Here is a 17,951-nt window from a genome sequence, read left to right as displayed (position 1 = left end):
TGTCGTCAAGCCACGCACGATGAGCCCACACCGCTCTCGCGGTTGCAGTGCAGGTTTTGAAGAGTAAAGGTTGCGACTATTGGCATGGGCTTCCCTTCTCATGTTTGCGGACTGATGGTTGACATCGGTCTAGCCATGCAATGGCGTGCCCCACGCCATGGGAAATGTTAGCCCGGCTGCTGCGCCCGAACGGCGAGCGGCCACGCGGCAGCCTTGCTGCCAAGCGTCACAACGAATTCTCGCCGTCTGATGTGGGTTGCGATGCGACCTCCCGCGGGGGCCATGTCCACGCAACGGAGGGACGATATCACGCGTTACAGAAGGAACGAGCGAAGTCGCCCTCGATCATTAATGAGGCCTGGTTGGCCCGGTTCACAGATCAGCTCCGGCAAACACCCGTCCGGTCGACGTGTTCCGGTACCTAGGCTTGTTAGGCAGGTTGTCCGCGAGCCTCGCTGCAGTTGTAGGCTCCTCCTCCCGGACATAGCGGTCACGATAGTAGTATCGTCCCGCGTCCTCGTCCTCCTTGATTTTGACGAGTTGGTATTTGGCGATCTTCAGTAGGCCCGCTATCTGCAGCCGACCAAATTCGTGCGGCGACAGCTCGAATGAAGCAGCGGCTAGTTTCGCCACCTTCAAGTCACCCTCCAAGAAGTTCGTCTCGTAGTTGGCAATGGCAACTGCAACGATCTTTTGCTTCCGGGCCACGACCGCCGCCTCCACCTGCTCGTCGGTCGGGATGATTCCCTGCGCAGCGAATTCGTCGAGGACCTCGCTCCGGATGATCGGGTCCTGTGCCTCGGCTGCAGCTTCGGCCGTCGCTCTGACCTCGCCAATTAGGCGGTTGTGCTGCTCGTTGATCTCACGAGTGCTAAGCACAAGCATGTTCGCGACCTCGTTTCCGATATATTCGACCGCCTGGACCTCATACGTCACGCTTCCGTCCAACTCCTTTGCCTCAATGCGCGCGATGGCATCATCCACCGCGAGCTGAAATAATTCCGGGTCTGTGTTGGGATCGGGTTGAGTAGAGGGACCGCGGTGCATGCCCGGTGCAACGGCCTCGAGATATTTGGAGCCCGCTAGTCCCTGCACTCGGTAAATAAGATCCGTGGCTTTGCCCTCTGGGTCGCGCACTGCTTCGCGGATGACGATTGACTTAGCAGGGTCAACGGCGCGCGCTAGCGCTGCCGTTCCCCATAATGCCAAACCCTGTTCGGTGATCAGCGTGGCGCCTGGCCGCAGCCCGATCTGGTGTCTGGTCGTGAAGAAGGGATCCCATCGCCGGCTGACGATCGTGAAGCGATTGGGGGCGACGTCGAGAAGGGCTGCGTCAACCTTCTTGTCCGTCCTCTCCTCGACGACCCATTCCGCAAGCGCAGCCTGAGTGATGTATTTCGCTTCCTCTAGCGCAAACAAAACCAGCAGCGAATAGGGGCCTAATATTGGAACGGTAGCGAGTGCGATTACGCCGATGATTATGTCAGCGAGGACGCTCGCCTCAACATCGGCATCCGAAGCCCAGGACATTATTCCGTCCGCGTCGACATCTTCGAGGACGTATATGTGCACTGTGAAATTGGGGTCGGGCAGGTAGCTGAGCTCGTATTCGCCCTCGACCGACACTCTCAGCCTCTGCTCACCACCCAAGATCTCCTCGGGCCCGGCATCAATCATGACGACGTCGAAGACCTTTTCTTCGTTCTTCATGACCGGGTGGTGGTATCCAGACCCCTTCCGCCGCGCCATCCGGTGATAGGCGTCGGTCGCGAAGTCGCCGTAGATGCCGGCCCTCGTCGCGAAGGTTACGTCGGCGCCCGGTTCGAGTATGTTCTGAGCGAGGGCAAGCTGGCCGTGCGGCCCGAGGACGTTGTCCTCTTGCGGACCGGCGCGAAGGATCAGATTGATGTAAAGCCCCAGCGCTGCCTCGACATGCCGCTGCGCATCCGCCGCCAGCTTTTTAAAATGAATCAACGCGATCCGGCCACCGGTGCCGAGGTCGGCCATCGAAAGGTCTCGATTAATCACCGGTTGCAGCTTCGCGAGCAGCTCCGATTTCGGCACGGGGGGTGTTTGGCTTGCCGCAACATTGACCAGGTTTCCGTCGATATCGAGTAGCTCGAGCTTGAGGGTAATCGACCCGAGTCCAATCCCGTCGGTGTCCGGTTCAGAGTCGATCGTAATGCCGATGAACAGACCCATGTCCACGTTCGCCACTTGCGCGCCGCGCGTGAGGCGCACGAACAACGTGACCTTTACGTCTGCCGCCTGAGCCGGCAGGACCTCCACCATAAATGGATCGTTAGTGGACCATCGAGGCGGCTCGGGAGCACCATCATCGAGGGCGTAGGTCCGGCCCTTTGCGATTTTTGAGCTTGGATCCGGCTCGAGATCCTCCGGCACCAACAGCTCAACTTTGATCGGGTTGCCCCCGCCGTCAGGCGTGAATGTGGCTTCCGTTGGGAGTTCTCCGGTCTCGAGGGCCAATAGCAGCAGGTACTGCAGGTACCTGCCGCCCATGGCTACTTCGACGTCGTATCCGCTTGTTACGCGCGTCTGGTCCATGACAGCCCTCCATTCCGGCCATCAGCAGAAGCGTCAAATGCGAGATTCGGCTCCTATGCCGCACCGATAGATTGTAAACCCCGGGCAGATCAGACCAGCGTGATCTGGTTCACAGTACGCTGAGGAATGTCCGATATGGGGTAAAAGCCGGCTGCAGGATTTGGTTGCTACGGGGCCTAGCGAACATCGATCAAACCGCACCAATCAAGCTCCGTTTAGGCGTGCGCGCCGGCGCTGCGGTGAGCGAAGCAAAGCGGAACGGCGCGATCTTCGATCGCACCGAAATGCCCTGTCGCACTGGCGATGGCCATGCGGTCGGAACGTGGAGCTGGCGGCTAGTCACATATAACCACTGCCTGAATCGCAAGACTTAACCGACTCAAACAAGCAACCTGAACGATGAGACGGCGCGCGCTCGGTGCGTCGCCGGTGACGCTGACGCTTGCGTCGCCTCCCCTGAAATGGCTTGTGATCGCCTCGCCGGTGCAACGAGATTGCAATCTTAACGTGATTGATCTATCCTCTTGGGTTGAATCCCTGGACTGCTCTGATGCCGTGTGGCCGGAGCCGGGAGGGCGGGAGCGTCGCGTGTTCCCAAGAGGAAGGGAGCGTCATGACCTTTCCTGCAAATACGGGGTTGCTTTCGTCGACATCGCGTTTCGGCAGGTTGCTAGTGCGCTGCGGACTTGCTGTCATTACGCTCCTGGCGGTGCAAATGATTGCATCCTCGGGCGCGCTGAGCCAGGCGCCGTCAACAATGCCACAGGCAGGCCAGAGCGGGATCATCGTCAAGGTCCGTTTCGACGGCGACTACCTCCAGGTCGACGAATTCCTGAAGCGATTTGCCGCCAGCGTGCTGCGCCATGATCCCCCATTTCTTTTCCTGCAGCTCGATACCGGGCGGCTGGCGGAGCTCCGCAACGTCGGCTACGAGCCCCAGGTCGTGGAGCCGGCCGACTTCATCCAGAAAGTCGTCCGCGTCGACAAACCAAGCGAGGACATGATCGCCCGCATCCGGGCGATCGGGGCCGAACTCATCCTACGCGAGCCCGATTACATCGTCGTCCAGGCGATCGAGCGACAGCTCGACGCGATGAAGCGCCAGCAGATCGATTATCGCCTCATTCAGGAGAGTGATCTCACTCCACGCTTCGTGCGGATTGCGGCACCGGACCGCGGCTCGGTCGCCCTGGTAGTCGGGGCCGGCATCGACATCTTCGAGATTCACGAAGGGATTGTTACGGGGCGAGCTTTCGACTCTCAGATCGAAACATTGCGCCGACAAGGGCTCAAGGTGGACATCTCTCCGCCGCCATCGGTCCGGCAGCCATAGGGCGCGCCGGTCGACCAGCAAGGCTCGCGCCGTCGCAGCGACACGGACGAACGACCATGGCACGCAACGGATTGTTGTTGCCCTTCGCTTTACTGACCGCGTTCATCGGCGGCGGACCGGCCATGGCGACGCATCCTCCGGATCTCGGCGCCTACCATACCTACGACGAGCTCACGACCGAGCTCGCGAGCCTGGCTGCAGCTTATCCCACCCGCGCCCAGCGCATCTCGATCGGGCACGGATGGGAGATGCTTGGCGAATTCGGGCAGCGGCAGATCTGGGCTCTCAAGATCTCCAGCGACGTGGACAAGACTGAAGCAAAGCCGGAGATCGTACTGGTCGGCAACCATCACGCGCGGGAATGGATCTCCGTCGAGGTGCCGCTGGCCATCGGACGTCATCTTCTCGACAATTACGCAACGAACCCGGCCGTGCGGGAAGTGGTCGACAGCAAGGTCGTCTGGATCATCCCCATGCTTAATCCTGATGGTCACGCCTACTCGGCGACCACGAACCGCTGCTGGCGGAAGAACCGGCGCAATAACGGCGATGGCACGTTCGGTGTCGACCCCAATCGCAATTATGGATACCAGTGGGGGCTTGCCAGCGGGTCGAGTGGCACGACATCCGTCGACAGCTATCGCGGGCCGTTCGCCTTTTCGGAGCCCGAAACTCAAGCATTCAGGGACTTTCTGCGCAGCCGCAGCAACCTGCGCGCAGTCATCAGCTATCACAGCTACACCCAGGCTTTCCTTCGCCCCTGGTCTTATACCCTCGATTTCGCACCCGGCAATCCGCCGCCTCCTGCCGAGCCGCTGCTCAAGGACCTGAGCGACGAACTGCGTTCCCGTCTGCAGTCGGTGCATGGCCAGGTGTACAAGGACTGTCTCTTTCAGGCCGATCGCGAGCCGAGCGGCGCATGTCGCTCGCCGCCTCATTATGAGGCGTCAGGCGAGATGGCGGACTGGATCCACCACGAATTCAACATTCCTGCGTTCACGATCGAGGTGCGGCCGCTGAGCTCTTCAACGTGGCCGGCTTCGCATTCGTGCCCCGGGTTTGAGCTGCCGGAGTCGGAGATCACGCCGACCGTCGAGGAAAACCTCGCGGCCGCGATGCGGCTCATCCACTACGCGCAACCCGGCGACATCATGATCCGCGATCACGCTGGCGACACCGGAGCGGTCCCCTCGTCAACCCTGACTCCCTCAGGGTGGAGCCCGGTCTTCTGGCTCAGCCCGGACATCTGGAGCGATCCGCCCGTTCCCATTCGCGGCGACCCCGCAACTGTCACCGCGCGGGTCCATAACCTGTCGAGTTCGCCCATTGCCGGCGTGACCGTGCAGATCTGGTACACCGACCCGAGCATCACGACCGAATTCCCGTCGCCATATGCCACGTTGCTGGGACAGGGCGTGATCGCGCTCCCTGCGAGCGGGACCGCCGAGTTCAGCGTGCCATGGAGCGTGCCGAGCACGCCCAACTCGGTGGGCGAGCATCACTGGTGCGTCGGCGTCGTCATCAAGCATCCGACCGACCTGCCGCTGAGCACGCAGGCCATCTATTCGAACAACGTGGCATTCCACAACTTCGTGCCGGCCGAGTTGACCATTTCGCCGCAGGCCTTGCGCTTCGAGGCGCGTAACACCGCAACCATCGACATGGATTTCGACGTCCGCGTGACGACCGACCGCCTGCCGCCCAGCTGGCGGGTCGTACTCGATCCAGGGCGGCCGAAAGTGCTCAAACCCGGCCAGCGCTATCTCGGTTTCGCCCAGGTCGCCATCCCGGCCGGCGCGAGCGCCGGCGAGGGCACTGTTTCGATCCACGGCGTCCTGACGCCGCACCACCCTGGCGTGCGTCGCCCGATTGGGAGCGGCGTCACTTATCGGGTGCGCTATGTGCCGCCCGACCGGCTTCCCGCCGAAGAGCTGGGACTGATCCGCAGCCATGAAGACCTGCTCAAGGGTCAGCAGCGCCTACTCGAAAAGCTCGGCACCGTCTACACGGAGGTCCTGACGACACGAGGAATGTCTGATGATCGTGCCGTCAAGCTCGCCGAGGAGTTGCAGACACTGGTTCGCCGGCAAGCCGACCGCATCGACAGCTTCGAAGACTTCCTGCGGCGGGCTGAAAAGCCGCGGCCCAAGCAGCCATAGGCGATCGCCTCCGGCACTATATAGGGACAGCCGAGGGCAGCAACGTAGCGGTCGAATACTGGTGGCGGAGGTCACCACGATCGGTTCGCAAACGTTTTCTATGTGCTTGGGCGCAAAAAAGAGCAGCCTGTACCACGGGCGATCTTGCCTTCGCTTTGGCCTGGCGCACCCCTACCGGCCTCAGAGACTTTCGTAGCTGAAACCGTAGCTTCAGTGGCTCCCCATTCGAGAAATATGCTTACTATCAACGCAGTTGACAGGACACCCCTTCCGACGAGGGCATCGTGGCCGGCGAACCCGTCGAGTGCTTCAACCCGAACTCGGCGGTCATGAAGGCCGAAGCCCTGGTACGGAAGCCCGGCTACGTGGGCGCCATCGCCTTCAGCCGCAGCGGAGACCCCGCCACCGGCGACTTCGGCGACGCCAAGCTGATCCGGAAGTTCGGCGAGGTGCCGAGCGATCTGAGCGCGCTCTGACTAACGGCAATCTCGTTCACTCGTCACTCGGGCTGACGACCTCTCGCGGTGCGAGGCGGCTCGGCAGAGATCAAGTGCGACGCCTGCAACGGCACGGGCGGCCAGCCGGCGCGCGAGACCGCGCCCGGCCGCAGGATCTTTCCGGGCCGCTGCGCGAAGTGCGGCGGCAAGGGGTGCCTACCCAAGGCGAGGTGAAATTCTGCCGGGACCCGGCCGCTGTCACTCCCGTGCGCGGCGCAGAGCGCCATCCAGCTTCGCCTTCTGCTTTTCCCACCGGGTCTCTTCGGCTTCCGCGCGTTCGTCCAGAGCGGCGCGTTCGGCCTCGAGGGCGCTCACCTTCCCTTCGTGCTCCCGCCGGGCCTTATCCAGCGCCGCCTGCGCCTTGGCAACCACCTTCTCGCGCCGCTCTCGCTCCTTCTCCCTCGCGGCCTCCTCTTTGCGACGTTCGCTATCGCGCCGTGCCTGCTCCCTTTCGAAGGCCAGCGCCGCCTTGCGATCCGTCTTGTCGTCGCTCTTCCGAGGCGGATGCTTCTTCGGCCTTGACTTGGCGCGGACCTTCCCTGGTCGGCGGGCGTCGTGACCGGCTAGGTCCGTTGGCAACTCCGCGCTTTCCTTGAAGGGCCCGTCCGACCCGACAGGCCGCCTGAGCACTACGCCCGGTTTCGCCATCGTCGCAGCGACGATCTCGGGATCGTCGGTTTCCGTAGCCACACCCTGATGAAACAGATTGCTGTCGGCACCCCACGCCTCCAGAGCCGCCTTCATCGAAGGCGCCGCGATGGCCTGGTCGAAGAAGCCCAGCGAGGTTTGGTAGGTCTTCAGTTTTCTCGGCATCGCGCCCGCGAGGTAGCTGCAACCACCTAGTTATAACCGAGCCCGTGCACTCACGTCTCGCCCCGGGTTGCGGCTTCCAAGACCTTCGAGCGACATCCGTGCTCGGCAACCGACCTCTCGCGCCTTCTCGGCGGATCTGTCCGTGAACTAACGGTCGCCCTTGACGTTGTGCTGCATCCGAGTAGCCACGATGAGCGCGTCCAGGGCAACCATGAGGACCAACGCGCGACAGCATCTCGATTCGATCAGCGAGGGGGACCGGACCTATCTCGAGTCGCTGATCCGCGAGGATTTCGAGCGATGCCATCCCGGCGAAACACTGGAGGATCTCAAGCGGCGAGCGTCCTTTTCAAAGGAGGACAGAGGCCTGCTGCGGGACTGGATGGCGGTAGCGGCCGGTCGCGCCGCAGCCGCGTGCGAGGCCAAGGCATCCCCACCGCGCCCGATCACATCCGCAGTTTTCGCTGGTCCATCGCCCGATGTCGCAGACTCGATCGAAGGATCGCCCCCTCACCGCGATCCCCCTTCAGCCAGGCGGGGTGCCGGTGTCAAGTAGCTGCGACACGGCCGTCGCCAATTGCGCCGGCGCAAACGGCTTCTCGATCAGGATGCTGCCAACGACGCCCTGGGATTTCCATTCTCCCGCTTTGGCACCCGGTCATGTAGACCACCAGAAACCCAGGCGTGATCTCCCTGGTCTGCCGCGCCAGCTCCCATCCGCTGATGCCATCACCTAGGTTGACGTCAGTCAGCAGCGCCCGACACTGCTCGCGGCCATCGCGAAAAGTGGACAGGGCCGCCTCCCCCGAACGAACCGTGCAGGCTTCGAAACCTCCGGCCAATCGAGCATCCTCGATGAAGCCGCTGATCGGAGCCTCATCCTCCACGACCAGACACAAACGGCCTCGCTCACTTCCAACTCTCCTTTCCCGGCGCTGCGGCCTGCACCGTTCGCGGCGGGCCAAGCCTCAGACACATCGTGCCGCCTCAAGCCACCGGCACACCGTAGTAGGCGTTCACGGCGCGCGCGGTCGCGGGGTCGCTCCAATTCCAACTGCTCTCGTCGGCGTATTTGGGGGGCGCCCCTCCCGTCCCCCTCATCGCCTGTGAGGCCCGCGCGCCTGAAGCGCGCGGCCTCGGTCTGAATGTTGCCGGGGCCCTGATTAATATAGAGGTAGGGTGGGATTCCCTACCTAGGCTAATAGATGGATTTGCCCACCATGGGAACCGGCCTCCACAGGATGGGTTTGCCCGCCCGGTACAGGGTGGGTTTCCCCCATGAGTTGTGTTTTTTCGGGCGACGCTTTTTGACTTACGGACTGCGCTCTCATCCTTGGCTGCTCGGGCCACCCGAGCAATTTCGCGGGCCGCATCCATCGTCTTAATGCGTCGCCACTCGTGCGTGTTGTGGGGCGAGCTCTTGCTGTTGATCCAGGTGATCCGAAACAGGTTCGGCACCCGGATATCGCCAGCGCTGTGTCGGCCCTTCGCTGTGACCTCGACAAATCCGAGCGCGACAAGCTCGCGTATGGCTGGAGGGATGGCCTGCCGCTCGACCCCGTACTCGACCAGCTGCTCAGCACGCGGCCGACGAGCGATCACCATGTCGAAGTCCGCTTTGGGTTCACAAGCGCCATTCGGAAGATCGTCTGGCTACTTCCGGTTCGCCTCGATAAGCCGACAGTCAAAGAGCCAGAATGGACTTCGCTTTCGGGCCAATTGGCGACTAATGCAGTGCAACAAATAGCGTCCTATTCGATCACTTCTTCGGCGCGGGCGGGAGTTTTGCCGGATCGTATGTACCCCTGCGACCCGATGCCGGCGTTCCTCAGCGGCCCAGGCCCGCACCCGACGCCCACGCCAGCCTGCTGAAGCTGCCACCCCCTCAAATTATTTTTTGTGCCGCGACCCCGGCGCCGGGTTTGCGCCCTCTTGTCTAAATGAATGCGCCATAGCGGCGTGTCACGAACCGGAGCACAGAACCATGTGGTATAGGAAGAACGTTGGCGGTTGGGAGCGCGCGGCTAGGCTGATCGGCGGGGGCTTGATGCTCATCTGCGGCGTGGTCGCGCTGCACGCTTCGCCGCTCGGGCTACTACTCAGCGGTGCGGGTGTGGTGACGCTTGTCACTGGCGTGTTCGGCTATTGTCCTGCCTGCGCCGTCGCCGGGCGCGAGCCACTGAAGGGGTGACCGCCTTGGCGCGCGTATCAGACGATCTCTTGCTCGCGGCACAGTCGGGCGACCGGCACGCGCTCACACAGCTCTTGGTGGCGCTGCAGCCGGACATTCGACGCTACGCCCAGCGCCTTTGCTACCGCACCTCGGTCATCGAAGATGTGGTGCAAGAAGCACTCATCGTCGTGTACCGGCGCATGGGCACGATCCGCAGTCCAGCCGCACTCGCTGGCTGGCTGCTGACCGTCATCGCGCGCCTTTGCATGCTGCCGGCGCTGATGCTCATGCGCGGAGTCGAGGAGCTCGCCAGCCTGGAAGAGTCACGCGAGCTCGCGAAGGTCCCGCCGGACGAGCTACGCATGGACTTGGTCAATGCGATCGAGTCGCTTTCGCCATCCCATCGCGAAGTGCTGCTGCTGCGAGATCTCGAAGATCTGACGATTGGGGAAATCGCCGGGCGGCTCGGCGTGACGCGCGAAGCGGCCAAAAGCCGCCTGCGCCGCGCCCGCACACTGGTGCGCGAATACCTGCTCGGCACAAAGGACAGCGGACGAGAGAGCACATGAATTACTTTCGTGGAGTCGGCATGTTCGGGAGCGCCTTCCTGGGCGCACACCTGATGCGCGGCGCAGCTGCGGCGGCGCTACTCGCTTGGGCCATCGTCCACCAGACCGCGCACCCTTGGCTATCCTTGGGCGCGGGCGTTGCCGCCCTCGTCGCGCTACGCGGATGCCCGATGTGCTGGACTGTGGGCTTGGTCGAGACCCTTTCGCAGGGCCGTCGCGATTCAACGATAAGATAGTTGTTGGCGTGCGTGAGCCGGCGCCTCGATGTCGGGGCTGGCGCGCCGTGGCCGATGAAGATGGGCACTACGTGTTCGCCGTGGCGCCATGATGCAACGGTTCAATTTTTGCCGACCGCCTTGCGACAGGACGGGAAGGAGGTGCCATGCCAAAAACGATCGCGGTATTGGGCTCTGCCCTCTTCTTTGCGGTTGCGCCCACGACGGTGGCCGGTGTCGTGCCGTGGTGGATTTCGCGATGGCGGCTGCAAGCGCCGTTCTTCGATCTCCAGCTTATCCGATGGTTCGGCGTGGTTCTGATCCTGCTCGGCATTCCGGTGTTGGTCGAAACCTTCACACGATTTGCGCTGCAAGGCGGCGGCACGCCAGCGCCGGTCGCACCACCGCAACATTTGGTGATCACCGGCCCCAATCGCTATGTCCGCAATCCGATCTATCTTGCCCTAGTGGCGATTGTACTTGGCCAAGGACTGATCCTCGGAAACGCAGGGCTTCTGGTCTACGGCGCGCTACTGTGGATCGGCTTCCACATCTTCGTACTGGCTTATGAGGAGCCGACGCTGCGTAGGACATTTGGAGCGGAGTACGACACCTATTGCGCCAACGTGTTGCGCTGGTTGCCACGCTTGCCCGGCTCTACGTCGGCGGGGTTATGACCGGGCAACCCCAGATCAGGGCGCGTAGCGCCTATCTCGCATTGCGGGATTTCGTCCGGCTAATGTCTCTTGTGGGTCATGAGCGCCGTTTTGGCGGCCAAGCGGTCACTGCCGGTCTACCCGGAGCAGCAGACGTTGTGACCGGCTGTTTGGAGGTCCCTGAAGGCCCATCAACGGACACTTGCCTAAGCAACTAACTGCGTCAATCGTGACCTCAAATAGTTCAGTCACGCCTGAGGAGGACATCAAGGGCCGGCGTAAACTTATTAAAATCCCGGATCCGATTCCGCAGAGCATCTCTTTGCGAGACGAGGAACGGTAGTCGCGCTTCAAGACCACGAGTTACGGGATCTTTTGTCATCTCAATGACAGCACCGCGCCAGTGAACGTTCTGGCCAAAGACCTGATCGAGACAAGACATCCCTTCCGCCCGTTCACTCCCCGAGCGGGCACTGTGTTTGCGCTGCCGTTCGCTACGAGCGTCTGAAGCAGCCGCGACTTCGATCCCATGATGCGGACCTCGCCTTTGGCGACCTCGAAGCGCCGCCGGTCATCGCGCGGCTTGCCACGCAATGCAGAGTATCCGGATCCAGGTTTAGAATGGATTAGATCGTATGAGCGAACTGATCGTTTGGACCTATGATTGGGTGCCCGAGGGCCCCCGTGGTTTTGTGCGCGACATACGGCTGAGATGGGCGTGCGAGGAAGCTGGGTTTGGCTATTCCGTGCGAACAGTCCCTTTCAACGGCCCGGGGGCCGACCATTTGGCGCGTCAACCTTTCGGCCAGGTCCCGTTCCTGAGCGATGGCGAGCTTGAAATATTCGAGAGCGGAGCGGGGCTGCTGCATCTCGCCCGAAAAAGCGAAAAACTAATGCCACGCGATCCTGTCGGAGAAGCTCAAACGCTGCAATGGACGATCGCCGCGCTCAACTCGATCGAGATGGTTACAGTTCCCTGGTGGTTTCTGGAAGTGACGGGCGCTGAGGACAACCATCTGACCGGCTGGTTGGAAAGCCGCCTCGACCACATGGAGAGCGTCCTGAAGGAGCGCGAATGGCTGGCCGCCGACCGCTTCACTGTCGCAGACCTGCTGATGGCCGATGCTCTCCGCGTGGCAAGAGTTCGTTCTTTCGGAGATCGAACGGCGACGGAATCCTATGTGACGCGGATTACCCAGCCCTCCTCATTCAAGAAAGCCCATGCCGATCAGATGGCGCACTTCGCGGCAGCCGATAAGATACGCTCGTAGCCCTATTTGGGCAGATATGGGAATGGTCGAACGATCGTTTCTACGCATGCGGCATTGCCGCAAGCACGCTTCATGAACCGTCCGGCAGCCCTGGCTGAGATTGCACCAAAAGACCAAACCGTAATCTTTACCCTCATCGCTGCTATAACGCCTCGGCGAAGCGCTCAAGGCCGTCGTCGAGCTGCTGAACGCCAAAGTCCGGCAGTTGAAAAAGGGGCGGCCTAGCGTCGCCTGCTTGCCGGTCTTAACGGGCGGCACCCAATCCGATCGCAGGTGCTTTCCCAGACGGCGCCTGTCCCTCGTTCAATGCAACGGGCGCGGTTGCACCTGAACCCGCTGTTCGTCTGCCGTAGCATCCGTCGCTTTTCTCGCGCGCTGAGACGACCGACAACACCACCCAACTGGCGGCAGCCAGTGGCATCGCAGGCTGACTGGGTATAGTCCCCGGTCCGTGGGTCGATGCAGCTCAGCGATGAGCATTGAAGCTGCGGCCGAACATCGTCGGAAAGGTCTGCCTTGGCGGGTCCGGTACCTATAAGCGCCAGCAGCAGCAAGAACGCGAGAGCTATTCGCTCCATGGTCAATAATATCGCTGGCGTGAAGGTCGGAGCGGTCGGCAGCCACCGTAGTCGCAGGTGCTTTCCCACACCCTGCCGCTGGCCATATCGATGCAGCGGGTCGGACTGCAGTCAAACTGGCCATACTGATTGCTGGGATACCTTGGCTGGTCATAACCACCAGGACCAAGACGGCCGACCGCGCCGCCAAGCGGCCGGCAGCCATATCGGTCACAAGTTGATTGCGTGTAGACGCCCGTCTGCAGGTCGATGCAGCTATTCGGGGTGCAGCGGAATTGGATTTCTAGTACCGGCCCTGCGACCAAAGGGGCAGGTACGAACGCCGCAGTTGCCGCCGCCGCAGGCGCACTTATCATGGCCGAAATGATCGCAATACCCAGCCCCTTCATAGCCCGTCCTCCTGATTACCAGCATAACATAACTAACGTGTTCGCGGTTCCCGCGCCAGCGTCGCAGTCAGGTCGCTTTTTGAACCCGTGAAGATGATGCTAAGGGGTCCGCCCCACCCTTCGGGCGTTTTTGTTTCAGATGGCAAGCTCCTTGCTCCCGCGAGTTCATCCTCGGCGGCGCCACCAGGAGCCTGTTGTCCAAGCCGCCGCTTCCGATTCTGATGTCGCCTTGACGGCCCGCTGACGACCGCGTGCGGCTGCGCCGCGCTTGAGGATGGCTAGAGCGCCAGCCTGACGTTGCAGATATCGTGCTCCTGCGGGTCCGACTTCACCTCGAAGCCGAGGCTGCGGCACATCGCCAGCATCACGGTATTGTCGGCCAGGACGTCGCCGGAGATCGCCTTCAGGCCTTCCGACCTCGCATATTCGATGATCATCTGCATCAAGGCCCAGCCGAGCCCCCTGCCCTTGAGGTCGGAGCGCAACAAGATCGCGTATTCGCCGCTCTCGTAGATCGAGTCCGAATGGATTCTGACCACGCCGACGAGATCGTTCGTCGCCTCATCGAAGGCGACGAAGGCCATCGCTCGGGCGTAATCGAGCTGGGTCAGGCGGGCAATGAATTCGTGGGAAAACTCCTTCATCGGGGCGAAGAACCGCAGCCGCAGGTCATGCATCGTGACGTGCTTCAACATCTCGTGGATCTCCGGCTCGTCCTCGGGCCGGATCGGACGGACAAACACGCGCCAGCCGTCCTTGACCTCGATGTGCCGCTGCCATTGCGAAGGGTACGGCCGTACGGCGAAATTCGCAGGCCCTGAACCGCGGAACTTGCGCTCCACGCGCCCGATCACGACGCGCGCGTCGACCGCGAGGACGCCAGCCTCGTCTGCCAAGAGCGGGTTGATATCGAGGCCGCGGATCTCGGGAATGTCGGCGGCCATCTGCGCCAGCTTGACCAGAACCATCGCGACGGCGTCCTGCTTCACGGCCGGCACGTCGCGATAGGCGCGGAGCAGCCGGGAGACGCGGGTCCGTTCGATCAGGCTGCGCGCCAGTTGCAGGTCGAGCGGCGGCAGCGCCAGCGCCTTGTCGTTGATGATCTCGACCGCCGTCCCGCCACGGCCAAACACGACTACCGTGCCGAAGGTCGGGTCGTCGGCGAGGCCGAGAATGAGCTCGCGGGCCTTCGCCCGCACCACCATCGCCTGCACCATTACGCCTGAGATCCGCGCCTGCGGCCGCAGCGATCGTGCCCGCGCAAGAATCTCGGCGGTTGCCTTACGTACCGCGTCGGCACTGGTGAGGTTGAGCACGACGCCGCCAACGTCGGACTTGTGCACGATGTCGCGCGACATGATCTTGAGCACGACGGTCGAACCTTGCGCAAAGATTGCATCCGCATGCGCAACCGCCTCGTCGGCATCGGCGGCGGCAAAGGTCGGTACGGCGGCGATGTCATAGGCATCAAGCAGCCGCTTGACCTCGATCGGATCGAGCCACGAACGGCCATCGGCGAGCGCTGCGGCAACGATCCGGCGTGCCGCGTCGACATCGGGCACGAAGTCGCTCGGCATCGCAGGCGGGACCTGTGCCAGCGCCTCGACCAACTCACGATGGCGAACCAGATGCATGAAGCCGCGCACCGCGTCATCTTCGGTCGGATAATTTGGAATGCCGGCCCCGCTCAAGAGATCGCCGATCGACGGCTCCGCGCCGACCCAGGCCGCGAGAACGGGCTTCGGCGACATGCGATGCCGGGCGCGATATTTCTGCACCACCCCGGTCACAGCTACGGCGATCTCATCGGCCCGCGCGATCGCCGTCTGCACGTTCACGACGAGTACGGCGTCGTTTTCGGGATCGGCCAGCAACGCTTCGAGCGCTGCGGCGTAGCGCGCGGGATCGGCATCGCCGACGATATCGACCGGGTTCGATTTCGACCATGTCGGCGGCAATGCCGCGTCCAGCTTGTCGCGGATGGCTGGCGAAAGGGCTGCAGGAATGCCACCCAGTTCGACCAGCCGGTCGACAGCGAGCACCCCGATGCCGCCGCCATTGGTGAGGATCGCAAGCCGCTTTCCGGGCGGCGATTTGACCCGCCCCAGCGTCTCGGCGCAGTCGAACAATTCGCGCAAATCGGATACGCGCAGGATGCCGGCGCGCTGAAATGCGGCGTCGTAGACGGCGTCGGCTCCGGCAAGCGCGCCGGTATGGGTCGCAGCCGCCCGCGCGCCTTGCGTCATCCGGCCTGACTTGACGACCACGACCGGCTTGATTCTGGCAGCCGCGCGCGCCGCCGACATGAACTTGCGGGCATCCTTGATCGCCTCGATGTAAAGCAGGATGGCGTGAGTCTTTTCATCCAGTGCGAAGTAATCGAGCAGATCGGCGATATCGACATCGAGCTGGTCGCCGATCGAAACAATGCCGGAAAACCCGACGGCCCGTTGTGCCGCCCAATCCACCATGCCGGCCGCAATGGCGCCGGACTGCGAGATCAACGCGAGATGTCCGGCGGCCGGCATATGCGCGGAGAAGCTCGCATTGAGGCTGACGCCCGGGATCATGATGCCTAGGCAATTCGGCCCGATCAGCCGCATGCCGTACTTTTGCGCGGACCGCTCCGCGGCTTCCGCCAGAGAGCCCGGACCGTGGCCAAGCCCGGCACTGACAATGACTGCACCGGCCGCTCCGCGGCGGCCCGCCTCGTCGATCAGATCCGGGATGGTGCGGGCCGGTGCCGTAAGCACAACGAGTTCCGGCGCAAACGCCAGCTTTGCGATGCTGCCGGCGGTCGTGACGCCATCGATCTCATGATAGCGCGGATTGACGAGACCGAATTCGCCCTTGAATTGAGCTTTGCGAATATTGTTGAGAATGGCGCGGCCGACCGAGCTATGGCGCGGACTGGCCCCGACCAGCGCGACGGAATGCGGCGACAGTAGGTTCTTCAGGCGATAGGTGGACATCGTTCTCCGGTATCGGCAGGTCCCAGCCTACTGCGAGTCCAGGCGGATGTTCCGCGCAATGCGAGGTTTGTGCGACAGGGTAGCAGGGAACCATTCAGGTACGATGACAAATCGCATCGCCACTCTCTGCCGACAGGGAGACGTGCGATTCGATCGGCACAGCCGGGTTGCCTGCCCTCGCCCTGACGCGCGCCACGAGGGCGAAGCGGCAAGACGACAGCTTCCGCCATCGGCAGAGGCGATTTCCGGTGCATGCTACTCGGCCGATCAGTTCATGGAACGGCCGTTGATCAGGTTCGAGGTGGCCGCGATCATCCGTTCGCCATGCCTGAACAGCCGTTCGGAGTCGCGGCGGAAGAAGTCGAGCTGATGCTGGCCGCATTCCTGGCACATCGTCTGGACGTCCCGAACTGAATGCGCCGCCGCCATCTTCGCGACGAACTCCGTGAACAGTTCCATCTCGGTCCGCGTTCGCTCCAGCATCTCTTCACTGAGAAATACCCATTCCTCGAACATCATTTTCTGCGCACCGAGCATAAGCTCCAGCGCACCCTGGTTTAGCCTGGTGGCTTCCGCTTCTGCGTTTGCGACTGCTGGGAAGGAACCGGAAGCGGCCCGTGCAGATGACGACTCTGACATGACAATCTCCGATTTCTGAATTTCTGCCGAAATGATAGTGACACGCGCCAGACCGAACATTGAGCCGCATCAAACAGGCGTGATTGCGACCGCAGCTACAGCAAGAGGAGCCAGGCGCAAGGAACTCCCCGGGACGAAAGGTCACATCCCCTACCCGCGCGAAGTCAGTGCGACATCAGCACCGGCACCGTCATGCACTCGAACATGCTGCGCGTGACACCGCCCAGAATTCGCTCCTGCAATCGCGAATGGCCGTAGCCGCCCATTACCAGCAGGCCCATATTGCTTTCGGCCGCGACCGACAGAATGGCTCCCTGAACGTCGCGATGCTCCGTGATCAGCCGCTGCACCCGTGCCGCAATGCCGCGCCGCCCGAGATGAGCGACGAGTCGGTCGGAGGAGGCTTCACTCGCCTCCTCATTGATTGCAATCACGGTTACAGCCTTCGCGCCCATCAGAAATGGCATCGAATCGTGCAGCGCGCGAGCTGCAGAACGGCTGCCGTCCCAGGCGATCCCGACGTGATGGGCATCGAGCGGCCCCTTGTGGATATGGGGGACCATCAACATCGGCCCGCCGGAATTGAAGAGGATCTGCTGCGGGATCTCGTTGTCGTAGCTGACCCTCGAGGAGTCCGGCTGCAGCACGATCGTCATGTCGTAAAGCCGGGCAAGTGCCCCCATCGTCTGGCCGGCCTCGGCAGGAAGCGCCGCGAGGGTCCTGGTGCCGTAGGCGATCTTGGCGAGCTTGGCCTCAATCTCGAACACGGCGATCGCGGCATCCGCCCTTTCCCGGGCACGTTCCTGTTCCGCCCCCATCACCGCGGCAACCGCGGCGCCGCCACCCTCCACGATCATCGCGGCGGCGCTCATCGATTCATAGCCGATGGCTACAGCATCGAGATGTGACCTGCGCGCAATGGTCAGCGCGACAGCGACATCAATCACGGGCCTGACTGGACGCTCGGAGGCAATATGAACCAGAATGTTCCTGAACATCGCCATTCTCCCACGTATTCGCGGCGACTACCGTTCCTGTTCCGGGCTTTTCCCGACAAAGGTAACCGATGGATGCAGGCGGAAATTGACGCACATCAAACCCGGGTACCGATGGGCGACACCC

13 protein-coding genes are annotated in these 17,951 nt (G+C 62.4%); 7 read left to right on the top strand and 6 right to left on the bottom strand.

The features are described 5' to 3' along the window. Positions 1–372: 372 nt before the first annotated feature. Positions 373–2,565, bottom strand: a complete 2,193-nt coding sequence (locus HCN50_RS29990; protein ID WP_171713477.1) for a hypothetical protein — start codon at positions 2,563–2,565, stop codon at positions 373–375. Positions 2,566–3,076: 511 nt separating this feature from the next. On the opposite strand from HCN50_RS29990, the gene HCN50_RS29985 reads away from it, so the two are divergent. From HCN50_RS29985 to HCN50_RS29975, 3 genes are all read left to right on the top strand, one after another. Beyond that, complete coding sequence (locus tag HCN50_RS29985) at positions 3,077–3,898, top strand: hypothetical protein (protein ID WP_171713476.1); 822 nt, start codon at positions 3,077–3,079, stop codon at positions 3,896–3,898. Positions 3,899–3,954: 56 nt separating this feature from the next. Continuing rightward, positions 3,955–6,057 carry a M14 family zinc carboxypeptidase gene (locus HCN50_RS29980; RefSeq protein ID WP_171713475.1) on the top strand — a complete coding sequence of 701 codons (2,103 nt, stop codon included), beginning with the start codon at positions 3,955–3,957 and terminating at the stop codon, positions 6,055–6,057. 281 nt (positions 6,058–6,338) lie between these two features. Further along, positions 6,339–6,533 (top strand): hypothetical protein, encoded by a 195-nt coding sequence (locus HCN50_RS29975; RefSeq protein WP_171713509.1) that lies wholly within the window; start codon positions 6,339–6,341, stop codon positions 6,531–6,533. A gap of 219 nt (positions 6,534–6,752) precedes the next feature. Here HCN50_RS29975 and HCN50_RS29970 read toward each other — a convergent pair whose 3' ends face one another. Then, the gene (locus HCN50_RS29970; protein WP_171713473.1) at positions 6,753–7,367 is read right to left on the bottom strand and encodes a cell envelope biogenesis protein TolA; all 615 of its coding nucleotides are present in this window, start codon (positions 7,365–7,367) and stop codon (positions 6,753–6,755) included. Between the two features lie 548 nt (positions 7,368–7,915). Beyond that, complete coding sequence (locus tag HCN50_RS29965) at positions 7,916–8,266, bottom strand: response regulator (RefSeq protein ID WP_311968247.1); 351 nt, start codon at positions 8,264–8,266, stop codon at positions 7,916–7,918. A 1,085-nt stretch (positions 8,267–9,351) separates the two neighbouring features. On the opposite strand from HCN50_RS29965, the gene HCN50_RS29960 reads away from it, so the two are divergent. From HCN50_RS29960 to HCN50_RS29945, 4 genes are all read left to right on the top strand, one after another. Beyond that, positions 9,352–9,558: a YgaP family membrane protein gene (locus HCN50_RS29960; RefSeq protein WP_027558682.1), complete on the top strand. Its 207-nt coding sequence runs from the start codon at positions 9,352–9,354 to the stop codon at positions 9,556–9,558. 5 nt (positions 9,559–9,563) lie between these two features. Next, the gene (locus HCN50_RS29955; protein WP_171713472.1) at positions 9,564–10,109 is read left to right on the top strand and encodes an RNA polymerase sigma factor; all 546 of its coding nucleotides are present in this window, start codon (positions 9,564–9,566) and stop codon (positions 10,107–10,109) included. Between the two features lie 382 nt (positions 10,110–10,491). Further along, on the top strand, positions 10,492–11,001 hold the full coding sequence (locus tag HCN50_RS29950; RefSeq protein ID WP_171713471.1) for a methyltransferase family protein: 510 nt from the start codon (positions 10,492–10,494) through the stop codon (positions 10,999–11,001). Positions 11,002–11,615: 614 nt separating this feature from the next. After that, the gene (locus HCN50_RS29945; RefSeq protein WP_171713470.1) at positions 11,616–12,251 is read left to right on the top strand and encodes a glutathione S-transferase family protein; all 636 of its coding nucleotides are present in this window, start codon (positions 11,616–11,618) and stop codon (positions 12,249–12,251) included. 1,245 nt (positions 12,252–13,496) lie between these two features. Here the strand turns inward: HCN50_RS29945 and HCN50_RS29940 are convergent. From HCN50_RS29940 to HCN50_RS29930, 3 genes are all read right to left on the bottom strand, one after another. Next, positions 13,497–16,190: a bifunctional acetate--CoA ligase family protein/GNAT family N-acetyltransferase gene (locus HCN50_RS29940; protein WP_171713469.1), complete on the bottom strand. Its 2,694-nt coding sequence runs from the start codon at positions 16,188–16,190 to the stop codon at positions 13,497–13,499. A 267-nt stretch (positions 16,191–16,457) separates the two neighbouring features. After that, positions 16,458–16,889, bottom strand: coding sequence for a hypothetical protein (locus HCN50_RS29935; protein ID WP_235977300.1), 432 nt, complete (start codon positions 16,887–16,889; stop codon positions 16,458–16,460). A gap of 104 nt (positions 16,890–16,993) precedes the next feature. Beyond that, positions 16,994–17,827 carry a universal stress protein gene (locus HCN50_RS29930; RefSeq protein WP_171713468.1) on the bottom strand — a complete coding sequence of 278 codons (834 nt, stop codon included), beginning with the start codon at positions 17,825–17,827 and terminating at the stop codon, positions 16,994–16,996. Between the last annotated feature and the right edge of the window lie 124 nt (positions 17,828–17,951).

This window comes from Bradyrhizobium archetypum (assembly GCF_013114835.1).
GTDB lineage: Bacteria > Pseudomonadota > Alphaproteobacteria > Rhizobiales > Xanthobacteraceae > Bradyrhizobium > Bradyrhizobium archetypum.
This window is presented reverse-complemented; position numbering and strand designations above follow the sequence as displayed.